At 52.2% G+C, this 22684-nt stretch carries 26 protein-coding genes and 1 tRNA gene; 20 read left to right on the top strand and 7 right to left on the bottom strand.

What is annotated here, in order from left to right; all coding sequences use genetic code 11:
- Positions 1-11: 11 nt before the first annotated feature.
- On the bottom strand, positions 12-1283 hold the full coding sequence (locus tag WKJ03_RS05485; RefSeq protein ID WP_337841162.1) for a DUF3422 domain-containing protein: 1272 nt from the start codon (positions 1281-1283) through the stop codon (positions 12-14).
- A gap of 227 nt (positions 1284-1510) precedes the next feature.
- Between WKJ03_RS05485 and WKJ03_RS05480 the strand changes: the two genes are divergently transcribed.
- The 3 genes from WKJ03_RS05480 to WKJ03_RS05470 are packed head-to-tail and all read left to right on the top strand — an operon-like array spanning position 1511 to position 3068.
- A complete protein-coding gene (locus tag WKJ03_RS05480; protein ID WP_337841161.1) occupies positions 1511-2026 on the top strand; it encodes a hypothetical protein in 516 nt (171 codons plus the stop codon).
- Complete coding sequence (locus WKJ03_RS05475; RefSeq protein WP_337841160.1) at positions 2026-2346, top strand: hypothetical protein; 321 nt, start codon at positions 2026-2028, stop codon at positions 2344-2346. Before WKJ03_RS05480 ends, WKJ03_RS05475 begins: the two co-directional genes overlap by 1 nt.
- A gap of 59 nt (positions 2347-2405) precedes the next feature.
- Positions 2406-3068, top strand: a complete 663-nt coding sequence (locus WKJ03_RS05470; protein ID WP_337841159.1) for a LysE family translocator — start codon at positions 2406-2408, stop codon at positions 3066-3068.
- A 7-nt stretch (positions 3069-3075) separates the two neighbouring features.
- On the opposite strand, the gene WKJ03_RS05465 is transcribed toward WKJ03_RS05470, so the two are convergent.
- Complete coding sequence (locus WKJ03_RS05465; RefSeq protein WP_337841158.1) at positions 3076-4251, bottom strand: hypothetical protein; 1176 nt, start codon at positions 4249-4251, stop codon at positions 3076-3078.
- 212 nt (positions 4252-4463) lie between these two features.
- On the opposite strand from WKJ03_RS05465, the gene WKJ03_RS05460 reads away from it, so the two are divergent.
- From WKJ03_RS05460 to WKJ03_RS05435, 6 genes are all read left to right on the top strand, one after another.
- Positions 4464-5087, top strand: a complete 624-nt coding sequence (locus WKJ03_RS05460) for a methylamine utilization protein (protein WP_337841157.1) — start codon at positions 4464-4466, stop codon at positions 5085-5087.
- Positions 5088-5126: 39 nt separating this feature from the next.
- The gene (gene tpx / locus WKJ03_RS05455; RefSeq protein WP_337841156.1) at positions 5127-5624 is read left to right on the top strand and encodes a thiol peroxidase; all 498 of its coding nucleotides are present in this window, start codon (positions 5127-5129) and stop codon (positions 5622-5624) included.
- Between the two features lie 60 nt (positions 5625-5684).
- Positions 5685-6146: a GNAT family N-acetyltransferase gene (locus WKJ03_RS05450; protein WP_337841155.1), complete on the top strand. Its 462-nt coding sequence runs from the start codon at positions 5685-5687 to the stop codon at positions 6144-6146.
- Positions 6147-6392: 246 nt separating this feature from the next.
- Complete coding sequence (locus WKJ03_RS05445) at positions 6393-7487, top strand: iron-sulfur cluster-binding domain-containing protein (protein WP_337841154.1); 1095 nt, start codon at positions 6393-6395, stop codon at positions 7485-7487.
- Complete coding sequence (locus WKJ03_RS05440; RefSeq protein WP_337841153.1) at positions 7487-8581, top strand: acyl-CoA desaturase; 1095 nt, start codon at positions 7487-7489, stop codon at positions 8579-8581. Before WKJ03_RS05445 ends, WKJ03_RS05440 begins: the two co-directional genes overlap by 1 nt.
- A 95-nt stretch (positions 8582-8676) precedes the next feature.
- Complete coding sequence (locus tag WKJ03_RS05435; RefSeq protein WP_337841152.1) at positions 8677-9489, top strand: transporter substrate-binding domain-containing protein; 813 nt, start codon at positions 8677-8679, stop codon at positions 9487-9489.
- On the opposite strand, the gene mutH is transcribed toward WKJ03_RS05435, so the two are convergent.
- Complete coding sequence (mutH, locus tag WKJ03_RS05430; RefSeq protein WP_337841151.1) at positions 9480-10151, bottom strand: DNA mismatch repair endonuclease MutH; 672 nt, start codon at positions 10149-10151, stop codon at positions 9480-9482. The genes WKJ03_RS05435 and mutH overlap by 10 nt on opposite strands.
- Before the next feature lie 367 nt (positions 10152-10518).
- Between mutH and rppH the strand changes: the two genes are divergently transcribed.
- From rppH to WKJ03_RS05390, 8 genes are all read left to right on the top strand, one after another.
- Positions 10519-11022, top strand: coding sequence for an RNA pyrophosphohydrolase (gene rppH / locus WKJ03_RS05425; RefSeq protein WP_337841150.1), 504 nt, complete (start codon positions 10519-10521; stop codon positions 11020-11022).
- 13 nt (positions 11023-11035) lie between these two features.
- Positions 11036-13303 carry a phosphoenolpyruvate--protein phosphotransferase gene (ptsP, locus tag WKJ03_RS05420; protein WP_337841149.1) on the top strand — a complete coding sequence of 756 codons (2268 nt, stop codon included), beginning with the start codon at positions 11036-11038 and terminating at the stop codon, positions 13301-13303.
- Between the two features lie 74 nt (positions 13304-13377).
- Positions 13378-14187: a prolipoprotein diacylglyceryl transferase gene (gene lgt, locus WKJ03_RS05415; protein ID WP_337841148.1), complete on the top strand. Its 810-nt coding sequence runs from the start codon at positions 13378-13380 to the stop codon at positions 14185-14187.
- On the top strand, positions 14184-15017 hold the full coding sequence (locus WKJ03_RS05410) for a thymidylate synthase (protein ID WP_337841147.1): 834 nt from the start codon (positions 14184-14186) through the stop codon (positions 15015-15017). Before lgt ends, WKJ03_RS05410 begins: the two co-directional genes overlap by 4 nt.
- Before the next feature lie 111 nt (positions 15018-15128).
- Positions 15129-15698 carry a FlgO family outer membrane protein gene (locus WKJ03_RS05405; protein WP_337841146.1) on the top strand — a complete coding sequence of 190 codons (570 nt, stop codon included), beginning with the start codon at positions 15129-15131 and terminating at the stop codon, positions 15696-15698.
- Complete coding sequence (locus WKJ03_RS05400) at positions 15698-16429, top strand: FlgO family outer membrane protein (protein WP_337841145.1); 732 nt, start codon at positions 15698-15700, stop codon at positions 16427-16429. Before WKJ03_RS05405 ends, WKJ03_RS05400 begins: the two co-directional genes overlap by 1 nt.
- 1 nt (position 16430) lies before the next feature.
- Positions 16431-17243 carry a FlgO family outer membrane protein gene (locus WKJ03_RS05395; RefSeq protein WP_337841144.1) on the top strand — a complete coding sequence of 271 codons (813 nt, stop codon included), beginning with the start codon at positions 16431-16433 and terminating at the stop codon, positions 17241-17243.
- A 105-nt stretch (positions 17244-17348) separates the two neighbouring features.
- Positions 17349-17423: transfer RNA gene (locus WKJ03_RS05390), tRNA-Arg, on the top strand.
- On the opposite strand, the gene WKJ03_RS05385 is transcribed toward WKJ03_RS05390, so the two are convergent.
- Entirely contained in the window at positions 17424-18575 is a 1152-nt protein-coding gene (locus tag WKJ03_RS05385; RefSeq protein WP_337841143.1) for a flagellar assembly protein T N-terminal domain-containing protein, read from the bottom strand.
- A 151-nt stretch (positions 18576-18726) separates the two neighbouring features.
- Between WKJ03_RS05385 and WKJ03_RS05380 the strand changes: the two genes are divergently transcribed.
- Positions 18727-19185, top strand: a complete 459-nt coding sequence (locus WKJ03_RS05380) for a flagellar biosynthesis protein FlgP (RefSeq protein WP_337841142.1) — start codon at positions 18727-18729, stop codon at positions 19183-19185.
- Positions 19186-19209: 24 nt separating this feature from the next.
- Here WKJ03_RS05380 and flgN read toward each other — a convergent pair whose 3' ends face one another.
- The 3 genes from flgN to flgA form a co-directional block, all read right to left on the bottom strand.
- Entirely contained in the window at positions 19210-19635 is a 426-nt protein-coding gene (gene flgN / locus WKJ03_RS05375) for a flagellar export chaperone FlgN (protein WP_337841141.1), read from the bottom strand.
- Positions 19632-19973 (bottom strand): flagellar biosynthesis anti-sigma factor FlgM, encoded by a 342-nt coding sequence (gene flgM / locus WKJ03_RS05370; RefSeq protein WP_337841140.1) that lies wholly within the window; start codon positions 19971-19973, stop codon positions 19632-19634. Before flgM ends, flgN begins: the two co-directional genes overlap by 4 nt.
- 74 nt (positions 19974-20047) lie before the next feature.
- Positions 20048-20731 carry a flagellar basal body P-ring formation chaperone FlgA gene (gene flgA, locus WKJ03_RS05365; RefSeq protein WP_337841139.1) on the bottom strand — a complete coding sequence of 228 codons (684 nt, stop codon included), beginning with the start codon at positions 20729-20731 and terminating at the stop codon, positions 20048-20050.
- A gap of 158 nt (positions 20732-20889) precedes the next feature.
- Between flgA and WKJ03_RS05360 the strand changes: the two genes are divergently transcribed.
- Together WKJ03_RS05360 and WKJ03_RS05355 are read left to right on the top strand one after the other, a co-directional pair.
- On the top strand, positions 20890-21819 hold the full coding sequence (locus WKJ03_RS05360; RefSeq protein ID WP_337841138.1) for a chemotaxis protein: 930 nt from the start codon (positions 20890-20892) through the stop codon (positions 21817-21819).
- Positions 21820-21826: 7 nt separating this feature from the next.
- On the top strand, positions 21827-22666 hold the full coding sequence (locus tag WKJ03_RS05355) for a protein-glutamate O-methyltransferase CheR (protein ID WP_337841137.1): 840 nt from the start codon (positions 21827-21829) through the stop codon (positions 22664-22666).
- Positions 22667-22684: the final 18 nt, after the last annotated feature.

Here is a 22684-nt window from a genome sequence, read left to right as displayed (position 1 = left end):
ATTATTTTTGCTCAATGAGCACCGATTTGTTTTTTCAGTCGCCAGAAATACCACAACACCAGCGCGATAACTAATGGAATGCTGATGGCTTCAACCCAGTCGGCAGGCCAGGCAGGCCACCAGTGCAGCAGGCTCTGCTGGGCTTTATCCAATAATTGCAGCGCATAGTAGCTGATCGCCACCACAGACAGACGCTCCACTGCCGCCTGCAGCTTCAGTTGCAGCCCGACCCGCTGTTCCATCGAACTGAGCAGATGCTGGTTCTGCCGGGTCAGCCGAATGGTAATTTGGGTGCGTAATAATTCGGTACTGCGGCCCAGCCGATCCGATAATTGCTGCTGGCGGGTCAGCACGGAACGGGCAGTGCGCCAGGCCGGTGTCAGGCGCCGCTCGGTAAAATGCTGTAATGACATCAGGCCTTCCACCGGACTTTCATCCAGGCTTTTCAGCCGGTCCAGGGTGAGCTGGTAATAGGCGTGGCTGGCCTGCAAGCGGCTCGCGTTGTCAGCCTGTTGATGACCGGACTGCGCGGCCAGTTGCATCAGCTCATCCAGCAACCGGGTTTCATCGTCGGTTTTCTGTTCGATGCGACGGGTGATGTCGGCCAACTGATGTTCCTGCTGTGCTAACTGGTACAGTGCCTGTTTACAGTAAGGCCACCCCAGCAACGCCAGTTTGCGGTAATTGCCCAAATCAAACACCTGCTGCACTGTGGCGGCTAAAGCGCCCGGGCTCAGGCCCCGGTCGAGTAATAAAATGCGACCAGCCCCTTCACTGTGTTTGCGAAAGTCTGTCCAGAGCCTGGCTTTGCCAGCCGCCAGCTCACTGCTGATCAGGTGTTGGCTGGCAAACAGACTGGCTGGGTCACGCCCTGCCAGGTCGGCTGGGCTGACAACAGTCATCAGCACCACCCGGAACACCTGACCCGGCAGTTGTGCCAGCCAGTCAGGTTCAGGCACCAGTGCCATAGGGTCAGCAAACAAAGCAGCCGTCAGGCCCGGCCGGATAAAGGTCAGGGTGGAAAATTCATTGTGACGCTCCCAGCGTAACATCAGGTTGCCCCACTGCAGATTGGCATCCTGTTCATGTTCCAGCACTTGCTGCGCCAGACGCTGTGCCAGCTGTTGCATCATCTCCAGTTCCTGGGCTCTTGAGCTGGGCGACAATGTCAGCACAAACTGGCAGAGTTGGGCCGGGCTTTGCAGTGGCGGAAAAAAACGCTGCTGCAGTTCCTGCTCCAGCGCATCCCGTAACGGGTGCTGGCGTAAATGGGTCAGACTCATACAGACCTCCTGCGGTTAGCCATAACAGCCTGAAGCAGTTTTTGTTCCGCAGGTGACTGTTTGAGGGCAGTTTATTGATTTTTATCGTAAATTTTTAAGTCAGCCTGAAGTCAGCACCAGGGGTTACCTTGATACTGCACCAGCCTTGGGCGTGGTCGGGCCTTGGCAGCACAACAGCTATTGAGGGCTACACTTAACGCTCACCAAAGAGGCAAAGGAGTGCCATCATGTTAAAAACAGTGTTGATCTATGCAGGACCCTTGGTTGTGCCTGCCGCAATTTATGCCGAAGCCCTTCCCATGCTGCAACTGGCGACTCTGTATCAGGGCCAGACGGATCTGAGTGCGTACCTGGTCAGTCAGAAATACGATGGTATCCGGGTGTATTGGGACGGCCATAAGTTACGCAGCCGCTCGGGCAACTGGCTGGCGTTGCCAGCTGAACTGCAAGCGCAACTACCAGCCTTCCCCGTAGATGCTGAGCTCTGGCTGGGGGTGAAGCGTTTCGCAGCGCTGCAACAGCTGCTGCATCAGCCTGTGTCTGATCCGGCTTTTTCTTCACTGAAACTGATGGTGTTTGATGCCCCTCAGCATCAGGGAACTTTTGCCGAACGTCAGCTGTTTTTGCAACAGAGGCTGCAACAAACCGGGTTTGTTCAGCTGGTTCAGCAGCAGAGAGTCCGCAATGAGCAGGAACTTCAGCAACTGTTAGCCCAGGTTGAATCGGAGGGGGCGAAGGTCTGATGTTGCACCGGCAGGATGCGCCTTATCAGCCCGGGCGGGTCAGTCATCTGCTGAAAGTCAAAAGTTATGCCGATGCGGAAGCCCGGGTAGTGGCGCATTTGCCTGGCAAAGGCCAGTTCAGTGGCGTGCTGGGGGCTCTGTTGGTGGAGCTGCCAGATGGGCGGCGCGTTAAGCTGGGCAGTGGATTCAGTCTGGCTGAGCGCAGGCAGCCTCCTGCGGTTGGCCGCTGGGTACGTTTTAAGTACCAGGGGCACACCCATAAAGGGACTCCCCGTTTTGCGGTGTTTCTGCAGACATTGGATGACAGTCAAAAGCCTTAAGCTTGCCGAACTGAGCCTGCAGCGCCACAATAGTGCGTTCTGACCGGAGCCAGGTCAGCTTGGCAGCAGAGGTTGCTGTGTTCAGTGAGGACTTTATGGTCAATCTGGCATTGATGGGTGCATTTATTCCGACTTTTTTTCTGGTGTCTGTGTCACCTGGTTTATGTATGACGATGGCCATGACGGTGGGCATGAACCAGGGAGTACGCCGGGCTTTATGGATGATGGCGGGTGAGCTGCTGGGCGTAGGTTTGGTGGCGACTGCTGCCGTTTGTGGCGTGGCTGGGCTGATGCTGCAGTTCCCACAGTGGTTTTTTTATCTGAAATGCCTGGGGGCCCTGTATCTGCTGTATGTGGCTGCGCAAATGTGGTGGGCCAAAGGCAGTTTCCGTTTACCTCAGGCTGGGGAAGGCCGCAGGCTGCTGCCCCGCACACAACTGTTCAGCCAGGGCTTTGTGACCGCTGTTTCCAATCCAAAAGGCTGGGCCTTTCATATGGCCTTGTTACCCCCTTTTATCGACCCTGCACTGGCATTCTGGCCACAACTGTTGGTATTACTCTTTATCTTGCTGACGCTGGAGTTCAGCTGCTTGCTGTTGTATGCCGCCGGTGGCCGGGTGATGGCGCGGTTTTTCCAGAATCCAGCCAAAGCGCAGTGGCTGAACCGGATCTGCGCTGTGCTGATGGCTGGTTTGGCGCTCTGGATGGTCATGGGGGATTAACCTCCCGTCAGAGTTCAAACTGATAACTCAGTACCAGCTTCAGGCTGTTCTGACTGAACTCCACAGGCCAGCCGGCCCATTGGGCTCTGTTCGGCTGTCTGCTGTGGATCTGGTTGTACTCAATAGCGGTACTGAGCTGAGCGGTTAGCGGGTGAGTCAGCCTGACAGTCCAGCTGTGACCATCGCCGTTATTATCGTCTCCCGTCGTCTGGTCACGGTCTTTGACCCAAAAGTCATCATAACGCAAGGTACCGTGCCAGTGCTCCGCCTGAAAATTCAGCAGGACAAACCAGGACTGGTAATCAGCTTTGACCATTCCGGCACCCATTTCTGTCTCGCCGCGCAGCCATTGAGCCACGATACGCAGAGGCTCGTTCCATTGGTGCTGCAGTGCCAGATTACTGAACCTGGTGCGCCAACCATACTGATTGGTGAACACCAGCGGGTCGGCGTTATTATCGTAGTGGTACACACGCAGTTCAGTCTGGCGGTATAACCAATGCCAGCCGAGATAAAAACCTGTGCGGTGGTCCAGCTCCCGGGTTGGTTCGACCCAGGCCGGTTGGAGTGGCAGAGCACCCCGTGGCCCTATACTGGGGTAATAGGCAAAATTAACCCGTTCACCAAGTGCCGTCTGATAAGGATGAATGGCAAAACCCCGCCAGACCAGCAGGCTGCCAGCCGCGTCATTGCCCTGAAACATCCCCAGAACGGCCTGATGACTGTGCTCTGTGCGAAAGAAACGACCCGGGCGGCTCAGGCTGAATTCTATGCCCCTGGCTTTGATCTCTTCGGCTATCCAGCTGTTTGCCGCGGAAAAGTAACTGCTATAGGGGGATGTCCAGGCGATATCGGTGTTTTCCAGCGACAAAGCCGGGTAGAAATAACCGATGCGGCTGCGAAATCTATAACCTGAGCTGGGCAAGGGACTGTATTGTAGCCAGCCTTCGGTAATACCGGAACCGGCTTGAGGAGCCCTGTGCCATTGGGCATGCAGTTGGGCTGACCAGGCGCTGTCGGTCTCCAGGTGTGACACCAGATAGGCGGGGCCCGCACTGAACTGCTCCTGCTGAGCCAACTGGCCTGTGCCGTGTTGCCACCAGGGCAGGGCATAGGGTTCATGATCAGGGCTGGTGCTCAGGTAAACTTCAGCGCGACCGGCCATCGTCAACTCTGCGGCCATAGCTGTGGCTGGCAATAAAAAAGCAGTCTTGTCAGAGGCAGAACACGCATGCAGTTGTCCTTGTTTGGTTTTTTTGCAGCATAACCCGAATTTGGGGCGCTGGCAGGCAAAATTTAGTCATAGATTTCCGCAGCAAGGCCTTTTACACTGCTTACATCTGAAGGGCTTTGGCAAGCTGGCACATAGCTCCAGCACAACAGGGATACAGCGTGATGCAACATATGCTGCTGGTATTGGTGATGGGTCTGAGCGGAATTTGTCAGGCGGCTGTGACTGTTCAGGTGCAGGATCAGACTGGCCAGCCGCTGGAAGACGCTGTGGTGGAGCTGGTTGCCAGCACACCGGCTGTTCAGCCTGCAACCTCAGCTGAAGTGCGGCAGCAGGATTTGACCTTTGTGCCTTTTGTGTCTGCAGTGATGCAGGGGGCGCAGGTTGATTTTCCCAATATGGATAAAACCCGTCACCATGTGTACTCCTTTTCCCCAGCCAAAGAATTTGAGCTGAAGCTATACGTGGGAAAACCCGAAGCACCAATACTGTTTGATAAAGCCGGGATTGTCGCGCTCGGCTGCAATATTCATGACTATATGCAAGCCTATATTTATGTCGGTACCAGCCCTTACCTGGCGGTGTCCGGCGCTGATGGCAAAGTGCGGCTGCAGGTCCCTGCCGGGGAGTATCAGTTGCGGCTGTGGCACCCCTGGCAAAATGCCGACTGGCAGCCCTTGTCTTTGACTCTGGCTGAAGACCAGACCCATCAGGTGAGTCTGGCGATCACCCATCAGCAGAAACCGCAAAAGCCAAAAAAAGGTTTTGGCGCTTACACTGGCTCCTGAGCCACGAATTCTTATGCCATCGCAACTTTGGAGGACTCCATGGCAACTGTAACTTTAAAAGGCAACCCGTTTCAGACTGTTGGTGAATTACCGGCAGTGGGCAGCAAGGCCCCTGATTTTGTGTTGACCGGTGCCGGGCTTGCCGACATCAAACTGACTGATTTTGCCGGTCAGCGTCTGGTACTGAACATTTTTCCCAGTGTGGATACGCCAACCTGTGCCACCTCTGTGCGTAAGTTCAATGCAGCGTTGTCGAGCCTGAGTAATGCCACAGTGCTTTGTGTATCGGCAGATTTGCCTTTTGCTCAGGCACGTTTTTGTGGGGCAGAAGGTCTGGAGCAGGTGAAAAATGGCTCCAGTTTCCGCAGCAGTTTTGGCAAGGACTACGGCGTCAGTTTTGCGAATGGTCCTCTGGCTGGTTTATTGTCTCGTGCAGTGGTGGTGGTGGGTGCCGATGGAAAGGTACTTTACACAGAGCAGGTTGCTGAAACCGCAGATGAACCTTCTTACGAGCAGGCTCTGGCTGCATTAGCCTGAGCAGGGGGTGAGGCTGGCTTTACCAGCCTCACGCATCACCAGGACCACAAGAGCACTGTTATGTCCGTTGTTATTTGTCCCGCCAACCCCCTGTCTGCTGAAATAAAGCAAATTTTCCGGATGTCGGAAGCTTATCTGGCGGCACTGTATCCGGCTGAAAGTAATCACATTGAAAGTGCAGAAGCACTGACCAAAGACAATGTGGTGTTTTTAGGGGTGTATCTGGATGAACAACTGGCGGGTTGTGGGGCCGTCAAAATTCAGCACAACGATGGCCACTATGGCGAAATAAAGCGGGTCTTTGTGTTGCCACAGTTTCGTGGTCGGGGTTTATCCAAAACACTGATGCTGGAACTGGAGCAGCAACTGAAACAGCGAGCTGTCCCTTTGGCCCGTCTGGAGACTGGCATTTATCAGCCGGAAGCGCTGAGTTTGTACGAAAAGCTCGGTTACAGCTACAGACCCCCTTTTGCTGCCTACCAACCTGACCCATTAAGCGTATTTATGGAAAAGGCGCTGTAAGCCGCTAAGGGGCTGGCCGCTTTGCCCGGACGTGCCGCCAGAGTTTTATCCATTCCAGATTAATCTGAAACTCTCTGCGAACATCTGTTCGCAGAGAGTTTTTATTTTCTCAAGTAAACTCATAAAAAAATAAATATAATTCAAAATGTTATAGTTTTAAATCTTAACTGGTCAGATCTTTATCTGGAATTTTTATTTATTTGAGTGTACAAATGTACGCTCAAACTGCCCTGAAGGGAAAATTCCGTGCGTCGTTCTTTTGTGTTTCGCCAGTGCGCTATGTTGCTTGGGAATCAGCCGCGTTTGTCACTGGCGTTGCTGCCGTTGCTGCAATGGTTGTGGCCTGGTTACAGACCGGGTTTTTATCGCGCCCGACTGTTGTCTGTGGTGCAGGAGAGCCGTGGAAGCTACAGCCTTTGGTTGCAGCCGCAAGCTGGATGGCCAGGTTTTGTCCCTGGCCAGTCGGTGGAACTTGGCACTGAACTGAATGGGCGCTGGCTGACGCGCCGTTTCAGCATCAGCTCGTCGTTGCAGGACTGGCAACAAAAAGGACAAATTCGACTGACCATGAAGCTGAACCCTGATGGCGTGATGACCCGGGCTTTGCCTGCACTGCTCAGTGCGCAATCCGGGCTGAGGCTGAGTATTTCCAAAGCGGAGGGGGCGTTTGTCTGGGCTGAACCCACCCAAGCCAGCCTGATGCTGGCCGCAGGTTCCGGTATTACGCCTTTGGCGTCGATGTTGCTGAGTCAGCGCTGTTGGACCGCGCCTGCGACCTTGTTGTATTACGTGCGGGAGCGCAGTGAAGCAGCCTTGTTGGCGGAATTGGAGCAGCTTGCGGCCAGCCAGCCTTTCTTCAGTGTGCAGCTGGTGGAAACTGCCACACAGGGGCGCAGCTCCTTTGCCAGCCTGTTGCCCGGGCAGAAACAGTTTACCCAATTGCTCAGTTGTGGGCCTTTTGGCTTTACGGATAAGGCCCTGCAGTTTGGCGCCGCGCTTGGTCTTGAAGCCGGGCAGTGCCGGCGCGAGTTTTTTCGTCTGCCAGCGCCAGCGGAAAGTGAAAAGACCGGCAACTGGCCTGTATGGTGGCACACGGCTGAGGGTGAACGTCAAACCCTGGGAGGGGTCACAGAGCCTTTATTGCGTCAGGCCGAACAGAGCGGTCTGCAGCCGCGTTTTGGTTGTCGTATCGGGGTCTGTTACCAATGTGTCTGTCAGAAGGAGTCCGGGGTGGTGCTGAACTTGCGTACAGGGCAGCTTTCCACTGCAGGGGCTGAACAAATTCAGTTGTGTGTGTCTGTGCCACAAAGCGCAGTGTCAATCCGTCTGGGAGATGCCTGATGTCTATGTCTGACACTAAGCTGGAACAGCTGGCGCTTGAACTGAATGCTTTGAAAGCGTCCGTGATGGAGCAGGTCGGTGAGCGTGAGGCCCGTTACATCCGCCGGATGCTGTTGCTGCAGCGTCTTTGCGCTGTCAGTGGCCGGTTGCTGATGGTGTTGGGTTTTTTTACGCTCTGGTGCTGGGGCGTTGGGGTGTTGCTGCTGGCGCTGGCGAAAATTCTCGACAATATGGAAATTGGCCACAATGTGCTGCATGGGCAGTATGACTGGATGGATGATCCCGTATTGCACTCGCAGCGTTTTGAGTGGGATATAGCCTGCGACGCTGCCTCCTGGCGGCGCACCCATAACTTTGAACATCACACCTACACCAACATCATAGGTAAAGACCGGGATTTTGGTTACGGCCTGTTACGGCTCAGTAATGATTTTCGCTGGCGGCTGCGTAATCTGTGGCAGCTGGTCACCTACTTTCTGTTGTCGACCTTGTTTCAGTGGGGGGTGTCCTATCATGAGCTGGCAGGCGAGCGGGTGTTTTTTGGTAAGAAAAAAGCGGAGCGTCGCAGCCAGATCAGCCATAGTGCACTGAAAAAAGCTTTTTTTGCTAAGGGAACCCGGCAGCTGTTGAAAGATTATGTGGTTTTCCCTTTGTTGTCCGGACCTATGTGGGCCTGGGTGTTGCTGGGGAATCTGCTGGCCAATTTAGTGCGTAACTGGTGGACTGCCACTGTGATTTTCTGTGGTCATTTTACCGCCAAGGTTCACGCATTTAAGCCAGAACAGTGTCAGGATGAAACGCAGGGGCACTGGTATTACCGGCAGATGCTAGGGTCGTCTAATTTTACCGGACCGCGCTGGTTTCATATTCTGACCGGCCATTTGAGTTGCCAAATCGAGCATCATCTGTTTCCCGATCTGCCTGCAATGCATTACCCGGCACTGGCCATTCAGGTGCAGCAGATCGCCATTCGTTATGGCATTCCGTACAACAGTGGCAGTTTTTGGCGCCAGTATGGCACTGTGCTTGGCCGGATTTTGCGGTATTCCCTGCCGGGTGGACAGAGTGCTGTGCGCTTGGGGGCTGCTGGTTAAGCGGATAAAAAAGTCAGTGATTTCAAAAGGCTCAACTAAACTTTCTGATGGATAGACAAACCAGAAAGAGGCCATTTATGAACAATTACAGGCTGATGAGTAGTGTAGTTTTTTGTGTTGTGTTTGCCGGTTGCAAGCCGGCCCAAGTCCAGACCGAAGCGCCCCCGCCAACACCAGCTGTGGCTGCAGCACCTGCAGCGCCGGAGGTCAGCTGTCAGCTGAAGGTGGGTTATGAATCCTGGGAGCCGTATCAATTCCGGGGTTACGATGAGCAGGCTAATGGCCTGGATATCGATATTGTGAACGCGGTTGCCAAAGGGATGTCCTGCGAGCTGATATTCAGTCACGGTAACTGGCAACAACTGCTGGCTCAGTTCCGGCAGGGAGAGCTGGATGTGCTGCTGGGGGCTTCGAAAACACCGGCCCGCGAAGAATTTGCGTTGTTTTCCGAACCTTACCGTAACGAGCAATTCCAGTTGTTTGTCCGTAAAACCGATGCGGACAAGTTTGGCTTTGAGTCTGTGGCGCAGATGGTGGCGGCCAAACATAAAGTCGGGGTCGTCAGCGATTATTATTATGGCGATCAGGTCAGTGCGCTTTATGCGGATGAACAAATGCGTGGGCAATTTGTCGAGTCGGCCATGAGTGAACAGAATCTGGCGTTATTGTTGGACGGACAGGTGGATGGCATGCTGGAAGACAATTTTGTCGGCACGGCGTTGCTGCGCCGCAAAGGCCTGAGCGATGAGGTCAGTGCGCATCAGGTCAAACTGCCGGAGAGCCCCATTTATGTGATGTTCAGCAAACAAAAAGTCAGCGCTGAGCAGGTTGGGGCTTTTAATCAGCAATTGATGCAGCTCAAACAAAGTGGTCAGTACCAGCAATTGGTCGGCAAATATCAGGGCTGACCAAATTGTTGCCGCACTATGGCGGCGGTAAAGCTGGCTTTCAGATAAAAACCCCGGGGCAGGGCCAGAATGGGCTCCCCCTGGGCTCCAACCGCTTCGGTCAGTGCCTTGCTGTTAGCAGCCTTTGGCCTGAGCTGCAGGACTTTGCCATGGGCGCCACGAATATCTGCCAGGCCGCCCAGACTAATCAGCTCCATCAGCTCTTCCCAGTCCTGGCGAAGTAAACGCCATTGTTCAGCACTGGGTTGCCATAAAAACGCCGATCCAATCTGGCGCTCTGCCAGAGGAATACTGCGTTCAGCCAGCACAGGCACAAAAAGCACCCTGCTGAGTTTTTGGCATAACCAGGAATCCTCGAACTTCAGCCCTGTCACCTGGGTCAGCGGTGCCACGCAGACATAAGTGCTTTCCAGCGGTTTACCGTTCTGAGCCACCGGCAGGGTTTTCAGTTCCACCCCTAAGTGCGGGAAATCCGGTTCAGCTTTGCTGCCACTGCAGGCCCCGAGCGCCAGTTCCAATAGCTGGCCCACAGTGCCTTTATCCCGACGCAGGTCAGGTGGTAAAGGCGACTCGAGCTGAGCGGCCAACTGGCCTAATGTCAGTCCGGCTATGGCGTGGCAGCGTCTGAGTAAGTCATTCAAATCCTGGGGGGAACTGCGCATGGAAAGTCCTGTATGAGCTTTAAATAACCTTATCATTTTTAAGTAAAAATGACTGCTCAAAAAGGCATCATCTTGAGTTATTCACAGTTGTTATACTGCTGAAACACTGCGCAAAGTAAGCTATCCATATGTTTTATAATAATTTTTTATGGATTTTTTTTAAGCTTCTCTGCAGGGTGAGAAAGTTATACCAGAACAAAATTCAACTTACTCACAGGGTTGTGAACAGGTGCTGTGTAGAAGTGCACAGGTGAAGGTTTTTGTGGTGTGAAATTGTGGATAACCTGGTGCAAAAATACAGTTTGCCGATCTGAGGACTTTATGAAAGAATCGATGAACATCAGCTGTAGCTTAGCTTGAGGTTTGTGTGATCGACGCGGAAGGCTTTAGAGCCAACGTCGGCATCGTTATTTACAATCACCAGGGACAGGTGTTTTGGGCTCGCAGATACGGTCAGCATTCCTGGCAATATCCACAGGGTGGTATAGACGACGGTGAAACCCCGGAACAAGCGATGTTTCGGGAGTTGAATGAAGAAGTGGGGCTACGTCCTCAGGACGTGGAAATTATCGCAGTCACCAAACACTGGCTGCGTTACAAACTGCCGAAACGCTTAATTCGCCGTGACAGCAATCCTGTGTGTATAGGACAGAAGCAGAAATGGTTTTTACTGCGTCTGACCTGCAAAGATGAAGATGTGGATCTGAAAAAAACTTCGCATCCGGAATTCGATGACTGGCGCTGGGTCAGTTATTGGTATCCGGTGCGGCAAGTCGTTGCGTTTAAACGTGAGGTTTATCGCAAAGTGATGAAAGAGTTTGCCCCTATAGCGTTGCCGTCCATGAAAAAGGAAGTAAAAAAGCGGGTTTAATCGGGAGAGAGGTATGCTAAGCCAGTTAAGGCGCATAGTGCAGGATGTGGCGCAGGAGCCGGTACTGAATAAAGCACTGGCTGGCTTGGTTTCGAACGTTAAACGTGCATTAAATACAGAATGCTGCTCTGTGTATCTGGCCGACTACCAGCAGCAGCAGTTTACGCTGATGGCCACAGATGGCCTGAATCCTGAAGCTGTCGGCAGCATCAGCATTGGGTTTTCCGAAGGTCTGATCGGTTGGGTTGGTCAGCGTGAAGAGCCGATCAATTTGGCCCAGGCTCATTTACACCCCCGTTTTAAAGTCACTCCTGAAGTCAGTGAAGAAAAGTTTTCTGCTTTTTTGGGTTGTCCCATCATTCATCACCGTAAAGTGCTGGGTGTGTTGACCATTCAGCAGGCAGAAAACCGGGTGTTCAGTGAAGACGAAGAATCTTTTCTGGTCACCCTGGGGGTGCAGCTGGCGTCCGTGCTGGTCAATGCAGAAATGCGCCAGTCGATCAGCCAGAGTTCCAGCCAGCAAAAAGTCACAGGCCAGTTACAGGGCTTACCTGGCGCGCCAGGCATTGCCATTGGCGAAGGTTATGTGATGGAACCGTCCAGTGACTTTGACGATATTTCATTGCGCAAAACCGATGATCCGGAAAAAGAGCTGTCGCGTTTTTATAAAGCGGTCAAAATTACCAAAGCCGAGTTTAACCGGTTGGCGGAGCGGATGAGTTCGCATTTGCCGGCCGATGCTTTGGCCATTTTCGACGTCTACCACCAGTTGCTGGAAGCTGCCAGCCTGGGCAATGAAATTGAAGCGCAAATTCATGAAGGCTGGTGCGCCAAAAGTGCGCTGAAACGGGTGGTGGAAAAATTTGCCCGTCAGTTTGACGATATGGACGATCCTTACCTGCGCGAGCGTGGTACCGACATCCGCGATTTGGGTCAGCGGGTACTGAATCATTTGTTGGATACAGAGCAGCGTCATCACAAGTTGCCGGAAAAAGTGGTGCTGGTGGCTGAAAATGTCACGGCTACTATGCTGGCTGAAATTCCTCGGCCTCAGCTGGTGGGCATTGTGTCGCTGAAAGGCTCAGTGAATTCACACGCAGCTATTATGGCGCGCGCTTTGGGAATTCCGGCCGTGATGGGCGCCGATGAATTGCCACTGTTCCATTGGCAAGAACAGTTGCTGATTGTGGATGGTTACCGCGGTCAAATTTTAATGGCACCAGCGGACCCTATTCTGGCCGAATACCAGACGCTGATCAGCGAAGATGCTCAGCTGAGCGCCCAGTATCAGTCCGAAATGCATTTGCCGGCGCAAAGTGCCTGTGGTGGCCGGTTCAGCCTGATGATCAATGCGGGCTTGGCCATTGACCTGGAAACGACGCACCCATCTCACACGGATGGCATAGGCCTGTACCGTACTGAATACCCTTTTATCGTGCGCACCCGCTTTCCGACTGAGGCCGAGCAGGTGGAGCTGTATAGAACAGTGCTGGCGACGCAGCCCGGTCAGGCGGTGGTGATGCGCACTCTGGATGTCGGCGGCGATAAACCCTTGCCGTATTTTCCGATCAGTGAAGAGAACCCATTTTTAGGCTGGCGTGGCATTCGGCTGACCCTGGATCACCCGGAAATTTTTCTGGTACAAATTCGAGCCATGCTTAAAGCCAATATTGGTCAGGGTAATTTGCATATTCTGCTGCCGATGATTTCTGACCTGGCGGAGGTGGATGAAGCACTGCGACTGATTAAACAAGCCAGTTTTGAAGTGGCCGATGAGCTGGCCGGTACCGAAGTGCAACTGCCCAAAGCCAAGGTTGGGGTGATGGTGGAAGTACCGTCCATTATGTATCAATTGCCTGAGCTGGCCCGTAAAGTGGATTTCTGCTCAATAGGCACCAATGACTTAACCCAGTATTTACTGGCGGTTGATCGCAATAACCCACGGGTGGCCAGTTTGTATGACGCTATGCATCCGGCCGTATTGCGTGCTTTGCATCAGTTGTGTCTGCAAAGCCAGGCACTGCAGTTTCCTGTCAGTGTGTGTGGTGAACTGGCTGGTGAACCTGCCGGCGTCTTGATCCTGGCGGCCATGGGGTATGACAAGTTCAGTATGAACACCAGCAACCTGGCCAAAATTAAATGGTTGTTGCGGCGGGTACACTTGTCTGAACTGCAACTGTTGTTGCCGGAGATCCTGGCTTGCCAGTCACCCAAACAGGTACGGCAGCATATTCAGCGTTTCCTGGACCAAAAACATTTATTGAACCAATTACGTGCCTGATGGTTCAATAGTCGTTAGAATTCAGCCCCTGCCTCTGGGGCACTTCCCCGAGAATAACCACCATAGGATAACGAATGCCTGAGCAGTATATTATGTTTCCGCAGATTGACCCGGTGATCTTCAGCCTGGGGCCGGTCAGTGTGCGCTGGTATGGTCTGATGTATGTGATTGCCTTTGTGCTGGCCAACTGGCTGGCTAACCGACAGGCAGACAAAGCCGGTTCAGGCTGGACCCGCGATCAGGTCAGTGACCTGATGTTTTATGGCTTTTTAGGGGTGATAGTCGGTGGCCGTGTCGGTTATGTACTCTTTTATAATTTCAGTGCTTTCCTGGCCGATCCTTTGTATTTATTCCGCACCTGGGAAGGTGGCATGTCGTTTCATGGCGGCGTACTCGGTGTATTGGCTGCGATGGCTTGGTTTGCCCGACGCAACCAGAAAAAGTTTTTGGCCTTAGGTGACTTTGTGGTGCCTTTGTTGCCTCTGGGTCTGGCATTTGGCCGTTTAGGCAATTTTATCAATGGTGAGTTGTGGGGCCGTACCACCGATGTGCCCTGGGGCGTTTTATTCCCAAACGCCGGTATGTTGCCGCGCCACCCGTCGCAGCTGTATGAACTGGTCGCAGAAGGCATACTGCTGTTTATTCTGCTGCAGTGGTACAAAGGTAAAAATCCACCAGCCGGTAATGTCGGAGGGCTGTTCCTGCTGGGCTATGGCGTTGGACGCTTTACCATAGAGTTTTTCCGCGAGCCGGACGCCCATTTAGGTTTATTGTCGCTGGGCATGTCGATGGGGCAGTGGCTTTGTATCCCGATGATGCTGGCCGGTGCAGCGTTGATTCTGTGGGGGTACAGACGTGAAGCCAGGCAAGGAGCAAAAGCATGAAGCAGTACCATGATTTAATGCGCCATGTGCTGGAGCAGGGCCATCAGAAATCTGACCGCACCGGCACTGGTACCTTAAGTGTGTTTGGCTACCAGATGCGGTTTAATCTGGCGGATGGCTTTCCGCTGGTGACCACCAAAAAGTGCCATCTGCGCTCCATCATTCATGAGTTGTTGTGGTTTCTTAAAGGTGAGACCAATATCAAATACCTGAATGACCATAAAGTGACCATTTGGGACGAATGGGCAACGCCGGAAGGCGAGTTGGGGCCAGTGTACGGCGCACAATGGCGCAGCTGGCTGAGCCACGACGGTCGGGTCATTGATCAAATCAGCCAGCTGTTACACGACATTCAAACCAACCCGGATTCACGCCGGCTGATAGTCAGCGCCTGGAACCCGGCTGTGTTGCCAGACACCCGTATCAGCCCCAGTGCCAATGCGGCTTTGGGCAAGCAGGCGTTGCCCCCTTGCCACACCCTGTTCCAGTTTTATGTGCATAGTGGCCGCCTGTCCTGCCAGCTGTATCAGCGCAGTGCCGATATTTTCCTCGGTGTGCCGTTTAATATTGCCAGCTATGCGTTGCTGACTCTGATGATTGCACAGGTTTGTGGTTTAGAACCTGGCGATTTTGTCCATACCCTGGGTGATGCCCATCTGTACAGCAATCATCTGGAGCAGGTGAAGGAGCAACTGAGCCGTGAACCTTTTCCTTTGCCTCAGATGCGGTTAAACCCGGCCGTCACGGACTTATTTGCCTTTCGCTTTGACGATTTTGAGCTGCTCAATTACCAGGCTCATCCTGCCATTAAGGCGCCAATCGCTATTTAGTCAAGATGCCGGCAACAAGCTGGCATTTTTTTTGCTGCATCCACTACAAGTGCCAATTTTTTATTGCCCCTGCTGAGGTGTGCTGTGTTCTACAGAGCGAGTCTACTGAGTGTGTGCCTGTTAACAGGCTGCAGTTTATTGCCGGATGGGCAGGAAACTGCCGGCCGTGCAGCGGTCTCTGCGCCCAAAAAGGCTGAGCAGCCGCTGCTGTATTACACCGAACGCCTGGCCGACCAGCTGTTTGCAGAGCTGGGGCCTATAGCGCTTGGACAGGTGGCAGTGGTGACTTTTGTTGACGCCGACACACTCCAACCTGAACCTTATCATTTCCGTTTCCGGCAGTTAGGGTTGCAGTTGCAGGAAAGCATGCAGACGGTGGCGAGCCAGCTGGGCTATCAGGTGGTTGAACTACGTTCAACTGAGCAAATTAGTCTGTATTCCCAGCACGAACAGGGCCTGAGCCGCGAACTGGCTGAACTGGCACAGCAGCAGCAGGTGCGTTTTGTCATCGCTGGTACTATGACACAAGGTGATTACGACACTACAGTGAATGCCAAACTGGTCGATACAGAACGCAACAGAGTGGTGGCTGCCGCATCGAATCTGATCCCGCAGCTGGCCTTTGATCAGAATGAAAAAGTGCGGATGCGGCAGGACAGATTATACAGGTTGGAGTACTAATGATGACTTTCACAGGCAAAACCCCGCTCATGTTACTGCTGACGGCAGCTATGATGGCTGGTTGTAGCACTGGGCTGAATTATGGAACCAGTGATGAAGTGCAGACTACCGAAGGCATGGCCACCTCAGGCTTGACTCCGGCGGCGACCCAGACCGATCCATCCGGTGGTTTTGTCACGCCGGTGTACAGTGCGCAAAGTTATCAGGCAACCCGGTTGCAGCAACGGGCTTTGCAGCAGGCACATCAGCAGGTGCCTGCCCAAAATGTGAATCACTATGTTCAGGGCATGACCCATGATCTGATTGCCAATATGGACTTGTCGCGCCAGCAGTCTGTGATTGGGGTTACCAGTTTTGTGTTTCTGGATTCGCCGCTGGACAGGACAGACTTGTTAGGCAATCAGCTGGCTGAAAGTTTTATGCATGAAGTGCATTTATTTGGTTTGCCTGTGGTGGATTTCAAAACCACAGATTATATCCGGGTCACCCCACAAGGGGATTTCACTTACAGCCGTGACTTTCTGGAGTTGCAACAGGAGCAACCTATTGAGTATGTACTGGGCGGCACTATGGTACAGCATCAGGGCGGTGTATTGGTGAATGCCAGGCTGGTGTCGGTGGGGTCGAAAAAAGTCATAGCCACAGCCCAAAGCTTTATTCCTGCCGCTGTGCGCGATGCATTACAACATTCAGAATCGCCTCAGCGTCTGTTGCTGAAAGCCGGAGGCTGATATGCGTTGGATCTTACCAGCTCTGGTGCTGATTGGTTTAGCGGGTTGCAGTCAGACCTGTGATTGCGACAATCCTCAAACTGCGCAGCAAAATAACGCTGAACCTGTTCGCCAGGACAGTGATGAGTCGCTGTACCAGCAAGAATTTGTTGAAGCAGTTCCTGCAAGTTCGGAGCCTATGCCTGAGCAATTTGATGCCTTGTTGGCTGAAGAGCGTAAAAAGGGTCCGGCCATAGTGGCCTACACCACAAGACCGGCACGACCAGGCGAAGTCGGCACCCCGGTGCAGGAGCAGCTCAGACCGGTTCGTGCCACTTTGCCATCAGAGCAGGGGGGCGGCGCTGCGGGACTGATGGGGGCTCCTCTGCCTTACTCTGTGTCCGGGCACAAAAAAGTATCGGATTATGCTGAGCAACTGGCGTTCAAACTGGCCGCCAATGACAAGCTGACCGGCAGCCGGGTGGCTGTGGTGAGTTTTGTTGAATTTGATCATCAGCTCGAACAAAGCAATCCATTGGGTCAACAAATGGCGGAAGCGCTGGTCACCCGTCTGCCGGATTACCAGGTGGCAGCCATTGAATACAAATTGGGCCGTAAACTGCGCATTGGGGAGCAAGGGGACTATGCCTTATCCCGCGATTTAAGCAAATTACGCAGTGAAGTACAGGCCGATTATGTGCTGGTTGGAACCCTGGTGCCTAGCCACAGAGGTGTGCAGATCAACGCCCGGGTGGTCAGTGCAGTGGATCAGGCGGTGATCAGTGCAGGGCAGGTCTTTATACCCCATTCTGTGCTGGAACAAATGCGGCCATAATTGATGTTCTTTTAGCCAAGCAGCTGTATTTCAAAAAGAAAACAGCTGCTTTGTTTTTCAGTTAAATTCCCAAACCTGCTTTTGTTTGTTAGACTGCGCCGCAACCGCTCCATAGTTAAATGGATATAACGGCCCCCTCCTAAGGGGCAGTTACAGGTTCGATTCCTGTTGGGGCGGCCACTAATTTTTTGCTGGCTCTGGACTGGCCAAATCGCCAACCTGCACATTAGCCAGATACGCCGCATTCACAGCTTCAGCCCAGGCGGACTGATGAGATAATTCGGTGATCTTCAGTTTTAAATCGCTGATGGTCAGCTGATCCTGCCATTGCCCTGTGCTGTCTTTATGTTGACGACGATACAACACTGTCAGTTCATCACCGATTTTTAGCCCCTGAGCACTGCCAGCGTTGAGCATCAAACGTTCTGCATCCACCAGTACGACCTGAGTTTGCACCGATTCGCAGCGCAATACCTCTTCTATATCCTGCGCTGCCGCATTCAGTACCCGGTCGATAGATTTGCCATAGCCAGTGCGCCAGAAACGCTGGCTGTGAGGACTGATCACAGTTCTGTCCTGAAAATCCCAAATAGCGGATGTCTGATAAGTCTGACTAAAGAGTTGTTTTTGCTGTTGAATATCCAGCAGTTCCAGTTCCAGCCGGTAGAAACGCTCTCGCTCGGCGTCGGACCAAAAACTCCAGTTTGTACCTACCCGCTCCCCCAGGGACACATCTTCTAACCGGGCCCGCAATAAATAAGGACTGCCATACTGGCGTTGCAGGGCCTGACGGTCCTGATAACTCAGGTCTGTTTGACGGATACTTTGAGGTAACAGTTTGCTGGTACTGGAGTGGGAGAACTCCTGTAGCTTCTGGATAAATAATTGAGTACTGCTGCTTCCCAGTTCATACAACTGACCTGTTATGGCCTGTTCAGGATGACTGAGCTGAAAGGGGCTGATCATCAGGAGCTTTTTCAGACGGACATTACTGCATTGCTTCTGATCCGGGAAAATATCGGCCCGAATAGTGACCAGAATATAGCCATGTTCTTCGGTTTCGGAGATGATTTGTACATTCTGTACTTCGCCCTGTGTCTGTAAAAACAGGGTTTCCTGAGTCAATAATCCGTCGGTGACCTGTTGCACACTGCGAACAGATGCGCCGGAATACAACAAGGCTTTGCGGACAGCATCCTGCACGGCTTCTGCTCTGGCATCAGCACGGTCTGCACTGCGGATCACGGCCTGGCCTGTTGCTTCATACCAGTCCGCTGATGCCGGGGCAGACAGCAGGCAAAGCAGCGGAACAATAACAGTGGATTGACGCATAATGCACCTCAAACTAGTAACGACAGACTCAAGCAAAAGCCGTGCCGTCTGCAAAATTTTATCAGAAGCAGGCAACTGGGCACAGAAACTGCATTGAAATGGATGGAAAACCGGCAGAGCGCTGTGATGATCATCAATTGAGGTAAAAGGGATGAAAAAAAGTTCCTGTGTCGCTGTCATACTGCTGAGCCTGCTGTCTGGCTGCAGTATGGTGGCCGATCGCCATATAGAGTGGGAAACCGTCGAGCCCAAAAGCTTTCCGGTGTTAAAAGCCATAGGCTATGCCCCTATGAGTCAGCAACCTGGGGCCAATGATCAGGAGCGGATGCTGCTGGCGATGAAGGCATCCAAGCTGGAAGCTTATCGGGAGTTGGCTGAACAGGTCTATGGTCAGCGGATCAATGCTGAAGCCAATATGCAGCAGGTGCTGATTGGGGATGACCAGCTGAATGCGTCGGTCTCCGGTATTATTCGGGGGGCCAGGGTGGTGAAAACTTACCCTGTCGGGGATATTTATGCCACCGAGCTTGAGCTGGATTTTAAACAGGTTTATGACTTGTATCTGAACAGTCAGCCGACACGCCGGATTAAAAATGTTAAGTACTACTAAATCTTATCGCATCAAGGCCAGTGATCAGGCCTTGATGCCAGGGCCTTTATCGGCAATAGCGGGTTTGCCCTTAGCCGTGTAGGTTAAGCCTGAGCGGCCGTGGCTTTGTAATAATTCAGACTTTAATCGGGCAATCACGACCTGGCTCTGTTCGACAATCTGCTGATTGACCTGTGTTTGCTGCCGGCATTCTGCCAGCAGGCTTTGCAGTTGTGCGACCTGCTGATGAAACCAGTCTTGTGTTTTCAGTTGGGCCAGGTCTTCATGCTGGCTGAATTGTCGGTCTAATTCGGCAATACGATCAGTACAGAGTTGTTTCTCTGGCAACAGCATTTCCAATTGTTCGACCTGACGTTCGCCTAATGCAGAATATTCCTGCTGTAAAAGCAACAAGAGCAACTCAAGTTGCTCTTGTTGGCTGGATAGGAGGTGATGGATGGTATCGTTCATTTTTTACCGAAAAAGTCCGATTCAAACTGCACTATACGGCGTGCCAGTTGTTCAATATTAATTTTGTATTTGCCATCAGCAATATCCTGCTTAATCCGGTCAACTTTTTCCTGATCAATGCCTGAACTGTTTTTCGCTTTGTCGGCAGCTTTGCTGAATTGCTGTGCCTGAGATGTCAGGGAGACAGAATCCTGCTTTTGTGTAGCCGAGCCCGTTGTAACTTGCTGTTGTGTGGCCTGCTGCTGCACAACCTGCTGTTTTTGCAGGTTTTGCTGCTCAGTCTTATCCGCCTTCACTTGGGGCGTGGCTGGCAAGCCAGTGTTCACGTTAATTGCCATTTTGATACCTCATCACCTATTTCCCGGTTCCATACACTGGTTAACGGCAGCAACTGAAAAAACTTTAGGACATTCTACAACTTTATTGCTACTTTTTTCACCGCTATTACTTCAGCCAGCAGGGGTTTTTGTGTGTGTCTGTTGGTGATCGCAACCTGTTGACCCAAAATCGCATCTTGCTGCGCTATGCCTTGGGTCTGCACTTCCAATGTACCCTGAGTGCTGACTATTGTAACCAGATCCCCTTTACATACAAGGCAGAGATCCTGAAGCGTGATAGCCTGCCCTGCAGACAAGCTCCGTTTAACCCTGGCGCCCACTATACTGGACGGGTCGCTAACCAGCGAGCCTCTGCTCAACCGAACTTCGGTTTCAACCTGTTCCAGCATATCGGCTGAAATGACAGAGCCTGCAGCAATATTTTGTCTGCTGCTGACGGCCTGCACTGTCTGGGCAATTCTGGCACTCAGATAGAGCTGCCATTTTGGCGCTCCACAACTCAGTTGCAAGGTGACCGTCTGGCTGCTGCCGATCCGCTTCCACTGTAAAGGTCCTGTGCAGTCTTTACTGCCGAGCCGGCTATCCAGCGCCGTGATGTCAACTTTATCACCAGCCTGCAGCTGGCTTTCCAGCCATTGCCTGGACAGTTCAGTCAGTTGCTCCGGGTTATAGCTTTGCCCCTGCACAACAGCAGAAAACAGCAACAGCAGCGGCAGGAGTTTGCCGGGGCAGCGGAAAAAATTATCGTACATTTTCATAGGCTTTCGGCTATGCTTTATCAGCAAAGGGTTATAACATACTTAAGTATGTCAATTTTCAGTCATTTTTCTGGAAAATCACCAGTTCTGATACAACAAAGCAAGAATCAGGCCTGATTGTTTATTCAGACTCATCTTCAGACCTTTGGGAGTGCTTTATGGCCAGTATTCTGGATTCAGTCAATCAACGCACCCAGCTGGTTGGACAAAACCGGTTGGAGCTTTTGATGTTTCGACTGAATGGCCGGCAGCGTTTTGGCATTAACGTATTTAAAGTGCGGGAAGTGCTGCAGTGCCCGCCGCTGACAGCTATCCCAAAACGAAACAAGTATGTGAAAGGCATAGCCCATATTCGTGGTCAGACGATTTCTGTCATTGATTTAAGCCTGGCAACAGGTGGCCGGGCCATCGAAAACACCAAAGACTGCTTTATTATCATCGCCGAATACAATCGCTCAGTGCAGGGCTTTCTGGTCGCGTCAGTGGACCGCATTATTAATATGAACTGGGAAGCCATTATGCCACCGCCAAAAGGCACCAGTGGTAAACAGAGTTATCTGACGGCGGTGACCGAGATTGATAATGAGCTGGTCGAAATTATTGATGTAGAGAAAATTCTTGAGGAAATCTCGCCATCTCCAACCACCATCAGCAGCCATGTGGTCACTGAGGGGATTAGTACTGATTTGGGCGACAGGATTATTCTGATTGCCGATGATTCTGCTGTGGCACGCAATCAGGTCAAACGAGCCTTGGAGACTTTGGGGGTTCAGATGCATCTGGTTAAAAATGGCCGGGAAGCTTTAACCTTTTTGCAGGAAGTGGCCGGGCAGTGTCAGAATTCAGTCACTGAAAAGGTAGGTTTGCTGATCTCGGATATCGAAATGCCGGAAATGGACGGCTACACCCTAACTGCAGAAATCCGTGTTGATAGCAAATTGAAGCCTTTGCATGTTATTTTGCATACCTCGTTAAGTGGCGTATTTAATCAGCAGATGGTGCAAAAGGTTGGTGCGGATGATTTTATTGCTAAATTCAATCCGGATGAGTTAGCAGAATCTGTTCGTAAGTGGTTGCACACAGATTAGGGGCTTTATGCAGGCAGCAAACAAAGATCTGCAGGACAGTGAGTACCGCTTATTCCGGGATTTTCTCGAACAGCAATGCGGTATTGTGCTGGGCGACAATAAACAATATTTGGTTAAAAGCCGGCTAGCGCCATTAATGCAGCGTTTTGGTCTGGCGTCGTTGTCTGAACTGCTGAATAAAACCTTAAGTCCGTTTGAGCGTCAGTTGCGTTCCGCTGTGATCGACGCAATGACTACCAATGAAACCCTGTGGTTTCGTGATAATTACCCTTATGAGCTGCTGAAAAAACAAATTCTGCCTGAATTTGAGAAAGAGCAAAAAAGCGTCAAAATCTGGTCGGCGGCCAGCTCATCTGGCCAGGAGCCCTATTCCATTTCAATGACTGTACTGGAATACCAGCAGAGCAGGCCTGGTGCCTTTCCCGGCGGAGTCACTGTGCTGGGAACTGATATTTCCAATGCGATGCTGGAACACTGCCAAAAGGCGGAATATGACGGCCTGGCTTTATCCCGTGGTTTGTCACCGGAGCGGCGCAGCAAATTTTTTGATGACAGTGGTCATGGCATGATGCGGCTAAAAGATGCCGTTCGCCGTAACGTTTCTTTCCGCCACCTGAACCTGCTGGACAGTTATACCCTGTTAGGCAAGTTCGATATTATTTTCTGCCGCAATGTGCTGATCTATTTTTCCCCCGATGTGAAAGCGAAAATTATCCGCCAGTTCGCCCAGGTGCTGAACCCGCGTGGATACTTGTTTCTCGGGGCTTCGGAGTCGCTGTCCAGCCTGAACAATGACTTTGAGATGTTGCGTTGTAACCCGGGAATTATCTACCGCAAGAAAAACTGACACTTCACTTGGCCCGAG

Source organism: Rheinheimera sp. (assembly GCF_037442525.1).
Classification (GTDB): domain Bacteria; phylum Pseudomonadota; class Gammaproteobacteria; order Enterobacterales; family Alteromonadaceae; genus Pararheinheimera.
The sequence above is the reverse complement of the archived record's forward strand: the minus strand, read 5'-3'. Positions and strand labels throughout refer to the sequence as shown.